Source organism: Rhodococcus sp. DMU2021, assembly GCF_019641445.1.
GTDB classification, from domain to species: Bacteria; Actinomycetota; Actinomycetes; order Mycobacteriales; family Mycobacteriaceae; genus Rhodococcus; species Rhodococcus pyridinivorans.
This window is the reverse complement of record NZ_JAIFKB010000001.1, coordinates 157045-172128: the sequence shown is the minus strand read 5'-3', so window position 1 is coordinate 172128 and position 15084 is coordinate 157045. Positions and strand designations below refer to the sequence as shown.

Sequence of the window (15084 nt, the reverse complement as noted above, 5' to 3'; positions counted from 1 at the left end):
GATCAACGCAACAAGGGCGGGTCAGGGTGTGCGACCCTGGCCCGCCCCTATTGGGAGTATGTCGCGGGAGCTGGTCCCGCGGTGTCCGTTACCGGACGGCAGATCAGGCGTCTGCCGCAGCCGGAACGATGTTGACGGTCTTGCGACCGCGCTTGGTACCGAACTCGACGGCACCGGCCGCGAGGGCGAACAGCGTATCGTCGCCGCCGCGTCCCACGTTCACGCCGGGGTGGAAGTGGGTGCCGCGCTGGCGCACGATGATCTCGCCGGCGTTGACGGCCTGGCCACCGAAGCGCTTGACGCCGAGTCGCTGTGCGTTCGAATCGCGACCGTTACGGGAGCTGGATGCGCCCTTCTTGTGTGCCATGACGAACCCTCCTGGGGTTGAAGCTCGAAGCTCGGTTTACTTGATGCCGGTGACCTTGACGACCGTCAGCTTCTGACGGTGGCCCTGGCGCTTGTGGTACCCGGTCTTGTTCTTGAACTTGTGGATGCGGATCTTCGGGCCCTTGGTGTGCTCGACGATCTCGCCGGTGACCGAGACCTTGGCCAGCTTGTCGGCGTCGGTGGTCAGTTCGGATCCGTCGACGACGAGGACCGGGGCAAGCGAGACAGCAGCGCCGGGCTCACCCTCGATCTTCTCGACCTTGACGAGGTCGCCTTCAGCGACCTTGTACTGCTTACCGCCGGTCTTGACGATCGCGTACGTTGCCATCGGACGGCTACCCCTTGCTTCTTCGAACGTGCTCGCGCCACAGTGCTGCGGACGCGACTGGTCTGGTGTGGTTGCTGACTCGGGTCCCGCCGGCATCCTGAATCCGGACGCGGCTGGGCACTATCGCCGAGTAGCGACTGAACAAGATTACGGGAAGGTGACTCCCAGGGTCAAACCGGGTGGCACGGTAGTGCCCGCTTCCGGGCCGGTCGTGACCGGCCCGGAAGCGGAGGGTCACGCTTCGGCGTCCACCGGAGGTCCGGCGGGGCGCCCTGCGGCACGCCGCGAACGCGGCCGCCGCACGATCTCCACCGGCGTCTCGACCGGTGTGCTCGGCCGGGAGTCCGACTCGGCCCCCGTGGACGACCCGGTCGTCGCGGGGACGACGAACACCTTGGCTGTAGGCCCACCGTCCCCGGCGGGCGCTGCGGCCGCCCGGGCGACCCTGCGTGCCCGACGGCGACGCGGAGCCGGTCCTGCGGCCTCGACGGAAGCCGCTCCGTCGGTGCCCTCCCCTGCGCCGGAGACGGCCGTCTCGGACACGGCAGCCTCGGGAACAGCGGTCTCCGCGACCGCGGCTTCGGCTGCTGCGACCTCTGCCTCGATCTCGGCGGGCTCGTCGGAGGCCGTCGTCACCGTGGTGGCGTCCTCCCCTGCGACGGGCTCCTTCGTCGGTGCGGCGACCTTCTCGGGCTCGACGGCCCGCAGCGGCTCGGTGACCTTGACCGGGTCGACGTCGCCCGCAGGTGCGGACGCCGCCTCGGATGCGGTCTCGGTCGCTGCCGGCTCTGCGGCCGGAGCGTCCGCGGCCGGTGTCGAGTTGTGCGCGGCCATCGCGAGCGCGACGGGGTGCGCGGCACGCTTGACGACCTCTTCGGGCGACGGCGTCGTGTGCGTCTCGGCGGCGGGCTCCTGCGAACTCTTGTCGCGTCCACGCTTACGCCGCGAACCACCGCCGGACGAACGACCGGAGTCGTCCGAGGACTTCGACTCGATCGGCTCCGAGTGCACGATGAGGCCGCGGCCGCTGCAGTGCTCACAGGTGGTGGAGAACGCCTCGACGAGACCGGTCCCGAGCCGCTTGCGCGTCATCTGTACCAGGCCGAGCGAGGTGACCTCCGAGACCTGGTGGCGGGTGCGGTCCCGGCCGAGGGCCTCGGTCAGGCGACGCAGTACGAGGTCGCGGTTCGACTCGAGGACCATGTCGATGAAGTCGACGACGATCATGCCGCCGATGTCGCGCAGGCGCATCTGGCGGACGATCTCCTCGGCCGCCTCGAGGTTGTTACGGGTGACCGTCTCCTCGAGGTTGCCGCCGGAACCGGTGAACTTGCCGGTGTTGACATCGATGACAGTCATCGCCTCGGTGCGGTCGATGACGAGCGTGCCGCCGGACGGCAGCCACACCTTGCGGTCGAGAGCCTTCGCGAGCTGCTCGTCGATGCGGTGCGCACCGAAGACGTCCACCGAGTTCTCCGAACGGTAGCGCTCGACGCGCGGCAGCAGGTCGGGTGCGACCGTCCGGATGTAGCTCTCGACGGTGTTCCACGCCGAGTCGCCCTCGATGACGAGCTTGGAGAAGTCCTCGTTGAACAGGTCTCGCACGACCTTCACGAGCAGATCCGGCTCCTCGTAGAGCGTCTTCGGCTGGCCCGAGGCGTCGGCCTGCAGCTTCTCGGACTGCTCGCGGATCGACTCCCACTGCGTCTGCAGGCGGGTGACGTCGCGCGAGAGTTCCTCCTCGCTCACGCCCTCGGCGGCGGTACGGATGATCACGCCCGCCTCGGAGGGGACGATCTCGCGGAGGATGTCCTTCAGACGCTTGCGCTCGGTGTCGGGGAGCTTGCGGCTGATGCCCGTGGACGAACCTCCCGGCACGTAGACCAGGAAGCGTCCGGCGAGGCTGATCTGGGTGGTCAGACGCGCGCCCTTGTGACCGACCGGGTCCTTGCTGACCTGCACGACCACCTGGTCGCCGGGCTTGAGGGCCTGCTCGATCTTGCGGGAGTTGCCTCCGAGGCCGGCGGCCTCCCAGTTCACCTCACCCGCGTAGAGCACGCCGTTGCGGCCACGGCCGATGTCGATGAACGCCGCCTCCATGGACGGGAGGACGTTCTGCACGCGACCGAGGTAGATGTTGCCGACCATCGACGCCGAACCGGAGGTCGTGACGAAGTGCTCGACGAGGATGCCGTCCTCGAGCACCGCGACCTGCGTCATGCCCGCGTGGGAACCGCCCGTGCGTTCGCGCACGACCATGACCCGGTCGACAGCCTCGCGGCGGGCGAGGAACTCGGATTCGGTGAGGATCGGGGGCCGGCGGCGACCGGCCTCGCGACCGTCGCGACGACGCTGACGCTTCGCCTCGAGGCGCGTCGAACCGCTGATGCCCTGGACCTCGTCCTTGGCGCGGCTCTTCGGACGCGGCTCCCGCTCGTGGACGACCGTGGGAACCGAGTCGTCGTCGGTGCTCGCGGTGTCGGTGTCGGAACCGCGACGGCGACGGCGACGGCGGCGACGACGGGACATCCCCCCGCCCTGCTCGTCGTCGGTGTCGTGCTCGTCGCTGCTCTGCTCGTCGCCCGAGGCGGACTCGTCGGAGGTGCTCTCCTCGGTGCCGGCGGTCTCCTCGGCGGGAGTCTCCGCTGCGGTGGACTCCGCTTCGGCGGACTTCTCCGTCTCCGCGGCCGCGGACTTCTCCGTCTCCGCGGCGGCGGACTCGGAGTCCTCGCCGGTCGCGGTCGTCTCGTCCTGCTGGTCGGTGTCGGTGCCGTCCCCGCGTCCACGTCCACGACCGCGACGTCCGCGTCGGCGGCGACGCGGCTGGTCGTCCTGGTCTTCGTCCGCCTGGTGCGACGGCGCTTCCTCGGTGGACTCGGCGGCCGGCTCGGCGGTCTGCTGCTCGTCCTCGGCCGGTGCCTGCTCGGTGTCCTTTCCGCGGCGTGCGCGCCGGCGACGCGGGCGGGTCTCCTCCTCTCCCTCGGCAGGCGAGGGTACCTCGGGCTGGAGGAACAGCGGTGCAGCGACGATCGGCTCGGCCGTGGTGGACGGCTCGGGCATCTCGAACAGCGGCGTGCTCTGCTCCACCGACGTGAACAACCCGGTGGGTCCTCCGACGGAGGGGATCTCGACGGCCTGCGGTGCGGTCTCGTCCGCGGTCTTCTCGGCGGGTCGCAGCTCGTCGCTCTCGACCGGCGCGGCCTTGGCGGTCTCCGCAGCCTCGGCCGCAGGCTCGGGAGTCGTCTCCGCGGCAGGCTCGGGGGCGGTCTCGGCCTCGGGAGCCGTCTCCGCCACAGCTTCGGGAGCTGTCTCGGCTGCAGCTTCGGGAGCCGTCTCGGCTTCCTGCACGGCGGGCTCGGCCGTGCCCGTGTCGTCGCTCAACGCAGCGTGCAGGTCCTCCGCGACGTCGCGTGGGAGGGTCGAGTGCGCACTGCGCAGCTCGGTGCCGCGCTCGGCGGCTTTCGCGATCACCTGCTTACTGGTCAGCCCCAGCAGCTTGGCGAGGGCATGGACGCGGATCTTGGCAGGCAGACCGAGGAGGTTCCGTCCCCCTGCGTCCGACGCTTCGATCGAGTTGTTCTCCGGCGGCTCTTGATCGGCCACGTAGGTCTCCTAAGGCCCCCGGGCGCGTCCACCACCGACAACAGCGATGTGAGCGGCCACGCGGGGGCGCAGCTTGTGTACTCGCGCCGGGTGGGCGCGAGTCCTTCCGGTCTCGCATCGCGCGGTCGTCCGGTGCCCGTTTTCACTGCACGGCCGAGCAATGCCTGGCTTGATCGCGGGTCGAGCGCCGGAACATCCAGCGTGCCGCCGAGCGAGGTGTCTCCTTCGTCCTCGGCCACAGCGATGTCGGGCATCGATCCGTGATGTCGTTCGGCCGCTCCGCACGCGGTGTGTGCGGAGCAACCTCTGCCAGTATCCCACACGGAGATGCACGGATACGCCAACGGCGCCCCGGAGGGCGCCGTCGGCGGTGTCGGGAGGCGCGAAGCGCGACGCCCCGAGAGGTTTCGTGAGCGACACGCCAGGCGCCGCTCGTGCGGGGCTGTTACTTCGCAGCCAGGGCGGGGAACCAGAGAGCGATCTCGCGCTCGGCGGACTCCACCGAGTCGGAGCCGTGGACCAGGTTCTCGCCCGGGTCCAGGCCGAGGTCGCCGCGGATCGAGCCGGGCACGGCCTTCTCGACCGGATCGGTGCCACCGGCGAGTTGACGGAACGCCGCGATCGCGCGCGGGCCTTCGAGGACCGCGGCCACGAGGGGGCCGCCGGTAATGAACTCGATCAGCGAGGGATAGAAGGGTTTGCCCTCGTGCTCGGCGTAGTGCGCTCCGGCGACCTCCTCCGTCGCAGTGCGCAGCTCGAGAGCCACGATGTCCAGCCCCTTGCGCTCGATGCGCGAGAGGATCTCTCCGACGTGACGGCGTGCGACGCCGTCGGGCTTGATCAGTACCAGGGTCCGCTCAGTCACGCGACAAGCCTAGAGGTCGTCCCGCTGGCCCGGCAGCAGACCCCTGGATTCGCGATCCCTGATGTCCTTGCGCAGGTAGAAGATGTACGCCCACACCGCGGCGAAGAGCACACCCACCGCACCGAACGCGAGGTCGACGAAGAAGCCGAGCACGGCGAGCACCTGCAGCGTGATGTTGAACGGGATCGCCCACGACTTCTTCTGCACCCCGGCTCCGAGGAACATGAGAACGGCGAGGCCCACGACGTAGGTCGTCGACCACGCGCTCAGTCCCCCGCCGACGGTCGCGATCACCGGCAGCACCAGCAGCACCACGATCGCCTCGAGCACGAGCGTTCCCGCCATCACGCCGCGGAAGCCCTTCCAGGGGTCCGTCGTCGGCGGCCGGAACTTCTGTTCCTCCGGCTTGTCGTTGCTCACGCGGGATCCTTTCCGAACAGACTGCGGGCCGCACCTGCGGTCACCACCGAACCGGTGACCACGACCCCGGCGCCCGACACCGCTTCGCCGGGCTCGCCGACCTCCTCCGCGATCGCGATCGCGGTTTCGATCGCATCCGGGAGCGTCGCCGCGGTGACGACCCGTTCGTCGCCGAATCGGGCGACGGCGATGTTCGCGAGATCGTCGACGTCCATCGCTCGCGGCGACCCGTTGTGGGTGACGACGATCTCGTCGAAGACCGGTTCGAGCGCCTCGATCAGACCTGCGACGTCCTTGTCGGCCATCACGCTCACGACGCCCACGAGCTTGCGGAAGTCGAATTCCTGGGCGAGCGCGGCCGCGAGGGCCTTCGCGCCGTGCGGATTGTGCGCGGCGTCGAGGAAGACGGTGGGCGCATTGCGCACCCGCTCGAGCCGGCCCGGCGTGGTCACCGACGCGAACGCGTCGCGCACCGCCTCGACATCGAGCTGCTTGCCGGGGCCCGCCCCGAAGAACGCCTCGACCGCGGCCAGCGCGACCGACGCGTTGTGCGCCTGGTGCTCGCCGTGGAGCGGCAGGAAGATGTCGGTGTAGAGACCCCCGAGACCCTGCAGGTCGATCTGCTGTCCGCCGACGGCGACCGCACGCCGCACCACCGCGAACTCGGATCCCTGACGGGCCACGGCCGCGTCGGCCTCGACGGCCTGCCGCAGCAGCACGTCCATCGCCTCCGGTTCCTGCTGCGCGATGATCGCCACGGTGTCGCGGGGCACGAGACCGTCGTCGGGTGCCTTCTTGATGATCCCGGCCTTCTCCCCCGCGATCTCCGTGAGGGTGTCGCCGAGATAGCCGGTGTGGTCGATGCCGACGGGCGTGATCACCGCGACCTGCCCGGTGACGACGTTCGTGGCGTCCCACCGTCCGCCGAGACCGACCTCGACGACCGCCACGTCGACGGGTGCATCGGCGAACGCCGCGAACGCCATGGCCGTGGTGACCTCGAATTTGCTCATCTTCGGGCCACCGGCCGCCTCGGACTGCTCGTCGATCATCCGGACGTACGGTTCGATGTCGCGGTAGGTGTCGACGTAGGTCCGCGGCGAGACCGGCGCGCCGTCGATGCTGATCCGCTCGGTGGCGAGCTGCAGGTGCGGGCTCGTCGTCCGGCCGACCCGGTGGTGCATGCGGGTGAGCAGCGCGTCGATCATCCGGGTTGTCGACGTCTTGCCGTTCGTGCCGGCCACGTGGATCGACGGGTAGCTGTTCTGCGGCGAGCCGAGGATGTCCATGAGCGCGGCGATCCGCGCCAGGGACGGCTCGATCTTCGTTTCCGGCCAGCGCTTGTCGAGCTCGGCTTCGACGAGCGTCAGTTCGGCCAGGTCCACCGGGGACGGCGCCCCCGGGGTGTCGGTGCTCACGCCGCGCCCAGCTCCTTCAGTCGTGCGGTGATCCGTGCGATCTCCTCTTCCGCGATCTGCTTGCGACCGCGGATCTTCTCGACCACCTGATCGGGTGCCTTCGCGAGGAAGGCCTCGTTCGACAGCTTCGCGGAGGTGCCCGTCAGTTCCTTCTCCGCGGCGGCGAGATCCTTGCGCAGGCGCGCGATCTCGGCGCCGACGTCGATGCTGCCGGAGGTGTCGAGCTCGACGGTGACCGTCGCGCGGCTCAGCCGGACCTCGATCGACGCGGTGGCCGAGAACGAGTCCTCCGGCGCGGTCAGGCGCGCGAGCGACTGCACGGCCGGCACCTGCGCGACGAGATCGGCGTCCTCGACACCGACGAGCCGGGCCGCGACCTTCTGCGACGGCTTGAGACCCTGGTCGCTGCGAAACCGGCGGATCTCGGTGACGAGCCTCTGCAGGTCGGCGACCCGCTGCGCCGCGGTCTCGTCGGTGGCGATGCCGGACGTCTCGGGCCAGGACGCGACGACGACGGACTCGCCGCCGGTGAGCACCTTCCACAGGGTCTCGGTGACGAACGGGATGACCGGGTGCAGCAGGCGCAGCAGCTGGTCGAGGACGGTGCCGAGCACAACCTTGGTGCCGTCGGCGTGGGCGCTGCCCTCGGCGAGCTGGACCTTGGCGAGCTCGAGATACCAGTCGCAGACCTCGTCCCACGCGAAGTGGTAGAGCGCCTCGCACGCCTTCGAGAACTCGTAATGATCGAAGGCCGCGTCGACCTCGGTCCGCACCTGCTCGAGGCGGTCGAGGATCCACCGGTCGGCGTCGGTGAGCTGCTGGCGGGCCGGGAGCTCGCCGATCACCGCGCCGTTCATCAATGCGAACTTGGTCGCGTTGAACAGCTTGTTCGCGAAGTTGCGCGACGACTGGGCGTGGTCCTCACCGACGGCGAGATCGCCACCCGGGTTCGCGCCGCGCGCCAGCGTGAAGCGCAGGGCGTCGGCGCCGAAACGCTCGACCCAGTCGAGCGGGTCGATGCCGTTGCCGCGCGACTTCGACATCTTCTTGCCGAACTGGTCGCGGACGAGGCCGTGCAGGAACAGATCCCGGAACGGCACCTGCGCCTGGTGCACCGCGTCGTCACCCGACACGTAGGTGCCGAACATCATCATGCGGGCGACCCAGAAGAACAGGATGTCGTAGCCGGTGACGAGAACGCTGGTGGGATAGAACTTGTCGAGCTCGGGGGTCTTCTCCGGCCAGCCCATCGTGGAGAACGGCCACAGGCCGGACGAGAACCACGTGTCGAGCACGTCCGGGTCCTGCTCCCAGCCCTCGGGGGCGATCTCGTCGGGGCCGAAGCACTCGACCTCGCCGTTCGGGCCGTACCAGATCGGGATGCGGTGACCCCACCACAGCTGACGCGAGATGCACCAGTCGTGCATGTTGTCGACCCAGTCGAACCAGCGCGGTTCCTGGCTCGCCGGGTGGATGACGGTGTGACCGTTGCGCACCGCGTCGCCGGCAGCCTTGGCGAGCTTGTCTACCTTGACCCACCACTGCATCGACAGCCGCGGCTCGATGGTCTCGCCGGACCGCTCGGAGTGGCCGACGCTGTGCAGGTAGGGGCGCTTCTCGGCGACGACGCGGCCCTGCGCGGCGAGTTCCTCGCGGATCGCGATGCGCGCCTCGAAACGGTCCATGCCGTCGAAGCGGGTGCCGGAGTCGGCGATACGACCGGCCTTGTCCATGATCGTGGGCATCGGCAGGTCGTGCCGCAGGCCCATTTCGAAGTCGTTGGGGTCGTGCGCAGGCGTGATCTTCACTGCGCCCGTACCGAATTCGGGGTCGACGTATTCGTCGGCGATGATCGGGATCTGCCGGCCGGTGATCGGGTGCTCGAGCGTCGTGCCGATGATGTCCTTGTAGCGCTCGTCTTCGGGGTGCACCGCGACGGCGGTGTCGCCGAGCATCGTCTCCACACGAGTGGTAGCGACGACGACGTGCGGCTCGTCGTCGTTCAGGGAGCCGTAGCGCAGGGAGACGAGTTCGCCCTCGACCTCCTCGAACTTCACCTCGATGTCGGAGATCGCGGTCTGCAGCACGGGCGACCAGTTGACCAGGCGCTCGGCCCGGTAGATCAGCCCCTCGTCGTAGAGGCGCTTGAACATCGTCTGCACCGCGCGGGACAGCCCATCGTCCATGGTGAAGCGGTCGCGCGACCAGTCCACACCGTCGCCGATGCGACGCATCTGGCCCTGGATCATGCCGCCGGACTCGGCTTTCCACTGCCAGACCTTCTCGATGAAGGCCTCGCGACCGAGGTCCTCCTTCTTCTTGCCGTCGGCGGCGAGCTGCTTCTCGACGACGGTCTGGGTGGCGATGCCGGCGTGGTCCATGCCGGGCAGCCACAGCACCTCGTAGCCCTGCATGCGCTTACGGCGGGAGAGCACGTCCATGAGGGTGTGGTCGAGGGCGTGACCCATGTGCAGGCTGCCGGTGACGTTCGGCGGCGGCAGGACGATCGAGTACCCGGGCTTGTCGCTCGTGGGGTCGGCCTCGAAGTAGCCGGCGTCGACCCACTGCTGGTAGAGCTCCGCTTCGACGGCGCTGGGGTCCCAGCTCTTGGGAAGGGCGTCGGCGGGGTTCTGCGAGTTCTCTGGCGCACTGGTCACCCGTCAATCGTAAGCGTCGCGGCGAACCTCCTGGACACGGGCCACGACAGAGATGGACAAGGGTCGCGACAGAGCCGGACAGGGGTCGCGACAGAAGAGTGTGGCCCGCTCCCCGACCGGGTATCGCAGTGCCGGGCGGCCGAATGCGCGGACGCCGAACGGACAGGACGGAGGACACCGTCATGATGCGGGCATTGATCTTCGCTGCAGGTGCGGCCGCGGGATTCGTCGCGGGGACCCGGGCGGGACGCGAGACCTACGACAAGATGCGGGGGCGTTCGAACGAGCTGTGGCACAACCCGGCAGTGCAGGAAAAGGTCATTCCTGCGGTACAGGACAAGGTGACGGAAGCGGCCGGCGTCGTGAAGGAGAAGGCACCGCACCTCCAGGAGACGGTCGGTGGTCTCGCCGAGAAGGTCACCCATCGCGGCGGATCGGGTCAGCACTCGGCCGGTTCCGGTTCCGCGACGAGCGAGTCGACACCGGCCACCGACGAGCCCACGCGTCCGCCGGTCTCGCCGGGCGACCAGCCGCGCCCGCCCGAATAGCGAGGCAGTAGACCCCGAGCGGACGTCCTCGGTCAGCCCAGCTCGTCCGGCAGGTCGAGCGGGCGACCGAGCACGTGCTCGGACAGGAACGCCTCGACGGCCCGGTACCAGATCTTCGAGTGCTGAGGCTTCAGCACCCAGTGGTTCTCGGACGGGAAGTACAGGAAGCGGTGGACGGTGGTGCCGTCGTCCTCGGCGGGTCGACCCGATTCGTTGAGCAGCTCGTACCACAGGCGCAGGGCTTCGCCGATCGGGACGCGATAGTCCTTGTCGCCGTGGATCACGAGCATGGGCGTGACGATGTCGGCGACGAACAGGTGCGGTGAGTTCTCGACCGCCATCTCCGGGGTCATCTCCCGCTGCCAGTACCAGGCAACGTCGGTGGTCGGGGTGAACTGGTCCAGCGCCCACAGACCCGCGTGGGTGACGACCGCGCGGAACCGGTCGGTGTGCCCGGCGATCCAATTGGCGAGATATCCACCGAACGATCCGCCCATCACCGCGGTCCGCTCCTCGTCGATATCCTCACGCGCGACCGCGGCATCCGTGACGGCCATCAGATCGGTGTACGGTTCGTTCCCCCACCGACCCCAGCCACGCCGCACGAAGTCGTCGCCGTAGCCGGTGGACAGTGCGGGATCGGGCAGCAGCACCGCATAGCCGCGGGCGACGAGGAGCCACGGGTTCCAGCGCCACGACCAGGTGTTCCAGCTGCTCAGCGGACCGCCGTGCACCCACAGAAGCATCGGCGCGGGGTCGTCGGCGGACGCCGTGTGCGGAAGCGCGAACCACGCCCGCAGCGGCGTGCCGTCGGCGGACGCCGTGTGCGGAAGCGCGAACCACGCCCGCAGCGGCGTGCCGTCGGCGGCCTCGGTGGTCAGTTCCTCGAGACGTCCCGGCAGTTCCGGGAGCGCAGCGGGAGCACGTAGCGGCGTAACGGTGCCGGCGTCCGGTCCGGTGAGGTCGATGCGCACGGGGTGCGGCGGCGCTTCGTAGGAGGCGCGCAGCGCGTACGCCCTGCTGCCGTCGGGTGCGAGGCAGACGTCCGCGTAGGCGGCGTCGTCCGCGGTCAGGCGGTCGGGCTGCGCGGACCCGAGTCTCTGCACGAAGACCGGCGCACGGCCGTGATCGTCGGCGGTGAGCACGAGACCGGAACCGTCGGGCAGCCAGGTGACGGAAGTGGGACGTCTGTCCCATTCGGGGGCCTCGATGGTCGTGGTTCCGCTCGCGATGTCCAGGACGCGGACGGTGATCTGCGGCGGGTTCTCCGCGTCGCCCATCGATTCGTGCAGGTAGGCGAGCTTCGTCCCGTCGCGCGAGATCGACGGGTGCGTCGCGTCGCCGGTCTCGTCGTCGACGAGCGGGGTGCGCAGGCCGGTGCCGAGATCGACCCGCACGAGCGTGACCCGGCGCGAGGCGAGCGGACCGGGGACCACCCAGGTCGCGGCGGCGAACGAACCGTCGGCAGCGATGTCGACGGAGCCATCACGCAGCGACCCTCGGATCCCGGGCGTGAGGTCGGTGAACCCGTGGCCGCAGTTGTCCGGGACGAGCAGGTGCGGCTGGTCGGGTCCGAGATCGTGGTCCCAGTAGCGCACCGGATAGCCCGTGTGCAGCACCGCGGTGACGACCTTGTCCTTACGGGCGTCCCGGATCCGTTCGTCGTCGGACTCGCTGTGGCCGAGGACGGACGCGACGAGGACGATCCGGTCGGCCTCGGATGCCGCGTGCACCGATGCGAATCCACCCTTGCGGGATCCGACCTGCTCGGCCTCGCCGCCCGCTGCGGGCAGTCGCCACAACGACACCGGCGGATCGTCCTTGCCCCGGGCGGCGGTGAACAGCAAGTCGCCGGACGCGGTGAAGGTCGGGTTCGATTCACCCGTGGTGCCGTGGGTGAGGCGGCGCGCCGGGGCGTTGCCTTCGGGATCCACCTCCCACAAAGCCTCGGTGTACGAGGTGGCCTTGTCGTCGAGCGTCGACTGCGTGATCACCAGGCGATTCCCGTCCGGGGACATCGTGAGGGAGGTGACGCGAGGAAGCGCCAGGTAGTCGTCGAGCTCGTGGAAGGCCGTCATGCCTGGACGATATCGGGAGCGGCGGTGGGCGGTCCGCAAGGTGGCACCGAGTTCGTCTGTAACCTGGTCGTTCGGCGGGTACATCCCGTGGCAACGCCGTCACCCAGTCCGAACGGAGCACTCACATGGTCGACCTCGCATACGTCATCGCCGGCTCGGAAGCGACCGGTGGCGCCGGTCTGCAGGTCGACCTCAAGACGTTCCAGCAGCTCGGTGTGTACGGGGTGGGCACCACGACGTGCATCGTCTCGTTCGACCCGAAGAACAACTGGGGCCACCGCTTCTTCCCCGTCCCGGCCGACGTGATCGCCGAGCAGATCGAGGCCGCCACCGCCGCCCACAATCTCGACGTGGTGAAGATCGGCATGCTGGGCACGCCCGCGACGATCGACGTCGTCGCCGAGGGACTCGAGAAGCAGGACTGGCGGCACGTCGTGCTCGACCCGGTCCTGATCTGCAAGGGCCAGGAGGCCGGCGCGGCCCTCGACACCGACAACGCCCTGCGCGCGCAGGTGCTCCCCCACGCCACGGTCGTCACCCCGAACCTGTTCGAGGCACGGACGCTGTCCGGGATGGACGAGATCACCTCGGTCGACCAGCTCATCGAGGCGGCGCGTCGCATCCACGACCTCGGCCCGAAGTATGTCGTCGCGAAGGGCGGCGTCGAACTCGACGGCGAGGACGCCGTGGACGTGCTGTTCGACGGCTCCGAGGTCACCCTCCTGACGGCACCGAAGGTCGGCAACGAGCGTGTCTCCGGCGCCGGCTGCACCCTCGCCGCCGCGATCACCGCCGAACTCGCGAAGGGCGCGTCGGTCGCCGACGCCGCGGCCCGCGCGAAGGATTTCGTCACGACCGGGATCAAGGGCCGCGTGTCCGCCAACACCCCGTTCGACACCGTCTGGCAGGGCGCCTGATCCGAAAGCGGGAAGCATCCCGTCAGCGCGGCTGCCGCCACATCCCCCACAGGGTCGGCCCACCACCGGGGATGACGATGGCGCGGGTGACCTCGAACCCGAACCGCTCGTAGTAGGGAACGTTCGATTCCTTGCTCGACTCGAGGTAGGCGGGGGCGTGTTCGGCGTCGGCACGGTCGAGGCCGGCCTTCATCAGGGCTTTGCCGAGGCCGGTCCCCCGCGCATCAGGTGAGGTGCCGATCGTCGACAGGTACCAGTGCGGTTCGTCCGGATGCGCCGCGTCGAGGGTGACGTTGACCTGCCCTCCCCGCTTCATGTAGCGGCCGAGCGCGGCGTAGAAGCCGGGCAGGAGGCGGAGGGAGGTCCACGCATCGGTGCGCCATCGTCCGGGCGGCGCCCACATCGCCGCGCCTCCGACGGTCCCATCGGACTCGGCGATGTCGGTGGCTCCCAACGGCACCATGTGGTGGCGGGCGTCGGCGGCGAAGAAACGGGTCATGCGGCGGATACGGTGCTCCTCGTCCGGGAACATCCACGCGAAGACCGGATCGTCGAAGAACGCCTCGGCGATCACCCGAGCGAAGACCGGAATGTCGCGGCGCGTGGCGGTTCTCGGTTCGACGGCCATGTCGGCAGCCTACGACGAAGACGTGCCCGACGACCTGCCTTCCGTCGCCAGTTCCTTCGCGAGGGGCGTGGGGAACCGCGGCATCACCCGCACCCCACCCAGCCAGTCGTCGAGGCGGGCGGCTTCCTCGCGTAGCACCGCGGTGCCCTCGGCGCCGATGTCCTCGAGCAGATGCAGGCTCACCGCTCCCGTGTCGGTCTGCCACCACGTGCCGACGATCCGTCCGTCCCACCAGGCGGTGGGACCGGCGTTGCCGTTGGAGTCGAACAGCGCCTCCTTGTACGGCCCGAGATACCACTCGCGTTCGGTCCACCCCATGACCGTGGGGTCCAGACCGGGCAGCAGTGCACCCCACGGTTCGACGGGAGCGGGCTCGTCCACGTCGTCGGCCAGGAGGTAGCCGGGACGGCCGTCGAGATCGACCTCCACCACGTCGAGTTCGGCGAGGGCCGCGCGGACGGCAGTGAGGGTGGAGCCGAGCCACCATTTCAGATCCCCCTCGGTGCCGGGACCGAATGCGCGCAGCCACATCCGCACGAGTTCGCGCACACCCGTCGCCTCGTCGACGGGGTCGACGGCCGAGCCCAGCCACGACTCGGTGGTCGTCCAGGTGGGGCGCGAAACCCGCCACGACCCCTTGTTCGACGCCCGGACCACTTTCCCCTCGGCGGAGAGCACCGTGAGCACGCGAGGCGCGAAGGTGACCGGCCCACCCCAGGATTTGCCGGCACCGAACTCCAGCGCGCCGTCGAGGAGCGGGATCTCGGCCTTGAGCTCGCTCGATGTCGCCTCCCGCCCGTCGGCCAGGGCGGCGAGGATGTGGCGGCTCACCTCGTCGAGCCAGCTCTCGCCGTCGTCGTGCAATCCGGCCTTCACGACGTCCTTGACGACCGTGCGCCGTTGTGCGGCGGCAACCCGGGCGCTCGCCCCGGCCTGCACCACCGGGAGGGTGTCGAGCGGGACGACGAAGACGGTGCGCCGCATGGCCATGTGTTTGACCATGGTGCGGTCGTCGTAGAGCGCCCTGTCGAGGTCGGCCACGGTGAACCCGTCCACACGTGCCCACGCCGACAGGTAGACGGTCGCCGGGTCGGTGCCGTGCAGGCACACCAGGGACGTCGCCGCGTCGACGGCGTCGGGGGCGCGGTGGGCGGGATGCAACCGGTGCCGGACGGCCAGTCGTGCCCGGCGTTCGTCCACGTCGATCCTGGGTGCGGCCATGGCCGTCATCGTAG

At 69.5% G+C, this 15084-nt stretch carries 12 protein-coding genes; 2 read left to right on the top strand and 10 right to left on the bottom strand.

Annotated elements, in window-relative coordinates:
- Positions 1 to 103 precede the first annotated feature (103 nt).
- From rpmA to K3M35_RS00780, 7 genes are all read right to left on the bottom strand, one after another.
- A complete protein-coding gene (rpmA, locus tag K3M35_RS00810; RefSeq protein ID WP_006551184.1) occupies positions 104 to 367 on the bottom strand; it encodes a 50S ribosomal protein L27 in 264 nt (87 codons plus the stop codon).
- Between the two features lie 36 nt (positions 368 to 403).
- A complete protein-coding gene (gene rplU, locus K3M35_RS00805; protein WP_006551183.1) occupies positions 404 to 715 on the bottom strand; it encodes a 50S ribosomal protein L21 in 312 nt (103 codons plus the stop codon).
- 234 nt (positions 716 to 949) lie between these two features.
- Entirely contained in the window at positions 950 to 4318 is a 3369-nt protein-coding gene (locus K3M35_RS00800; protein WP_374107746.1) for a translation initiation factor IF-2 N-terminal domain-containing protein, read from the bottom strand.
- A gap of 445 nt (positions 4319 to 4763) precedes the next feature.
- Entirely contained in the window at positions 4764 to 5183 is a 420-nt protein-coding gene (ndk, locus tag K3M35_RS00795; RefSeq protein WP_006551181.1) for a nucleoside-diphosphate kinase, read from the bottom strand.
- Between the two features lie 9 nt (positions 5184 to 5192).
- Entirely contained in the window at positions 5193 to 5603 is a 411-nt protein-coding gene (locus K3M35_RS00790; protein ID WP_006551180.1) for a DUF4233 domain-containing protein, read from the bottom strand.
- On the bottom strand, positions 5600 to 7021 hold the full coding sequence (locus tag K3M35_RS00785; protein ID WP_006551179.1) for a folylpolyglutamate synthase/dihydrofolate synthase family protein: 1422 nt from the start codon (positions 7019 to 7021) through the stop codon (positions 5600 to 5602). Before K3M35_RS00785 ends, K3M35_RS00790 begins: the two co-directional genes overlap by 4 nt.
- The gene (locus tag K3M35_RS00780) at positions 7018 to 9678 is read right to left on the bottom strand and encodes a valine--tRNA ligase (protein WP_220665861.1); all 2661 of its coding nucleotides are present in this window, start codon (positions 9676 to 9678) and stop codon (positions 7018 to 7020) included. The genes K3M35_RS00785 and K3M35_RS00780 overlap by 4 nt, the downstream gene beginning before the upstream one ends.
- 182 nt (positions 9679 to 9860) lie before the next feature.
- Between K3M35_RS00780 and K3M35_RS00775 the strand changes: the two genes are divergently transcribed.
- Positions 9861 to 10226 carry a hypothetical protein gene (locus tag K3M35_RS00775; protein WP_024100597.1) on the top strand — a complete coding sequence of 122 codons (366 nt, stop codon included), beginning with the start codon at positions 9861 to 9863 and terminating at the stop codon, positions 10224 to 10226.
- 32 nt (positions 10227 to 10258) lie between these two features.
- Here K3M35_RS00775 and K3M35_RS00770 read toward each other — a convergent pair whose 3' ends face one another.
- Positions 10259 to 12304: an alpha/beta fold hydrolase gene (locus tag K3M35_RS00770; protein ID WP_220665860.1), complete on the bottom strand. Its 2046-nt coding sequence runs from the start codon at positions 12302 to 12304 to the stop codon at positions 10259 to 10261.
- Positions 12305 to 12429: 125 nt separating this feature from the next.
- Between K3M35_RS00770 and thiD the strand changes: the two genes are divergently transcribed.
- Positions 12430 to 13221, top strand: a complete 792-nt coding sequence (thiD, locus tag K3M35_RS00765) for a bifunctional hydroxymethylpyrimidine kinase/phosphomethylpyrimidine kinase (protein ID WP_006551175.1) — start codon at positions 12430 to 12432, stop codon at positions 13219 to 13221.
- A gap of 22 nt (positions 13222 to 13243) precedes the next feature.
- Here the strand turns inward: thiD and K3M35_RS00760 are convergent, their stop codons facing one another.
- Positions 13244 to 13849 carry a GNAT family N-acetyltransferase gene (locus K3M35_RS00760; RefSeq protein ID WP_006551174.1) on the bottom strand — a complete coding sequence of 202 codons (606 nt, stop codon included), beginning with the start codon at positions 13847 to 13849 and terminating at the stop codon, positions 13244 to 13246.
- A 9-nt stretch (positions 13850 to 13858) separates the two neighbouring features.
- Positions 13859 to 15070, bottom strand: a complete 1212-nt coding sequence (locus tag K3M35_RS00755; protein WP_019289065.1) for a winged helix DNA-binding domain-containing protein — start codon at positions 15068 to 15070, stop codon at positions 13859 to 13861.
- Positions 15071 to 15084: the final 14 nt, after the last annotated feature.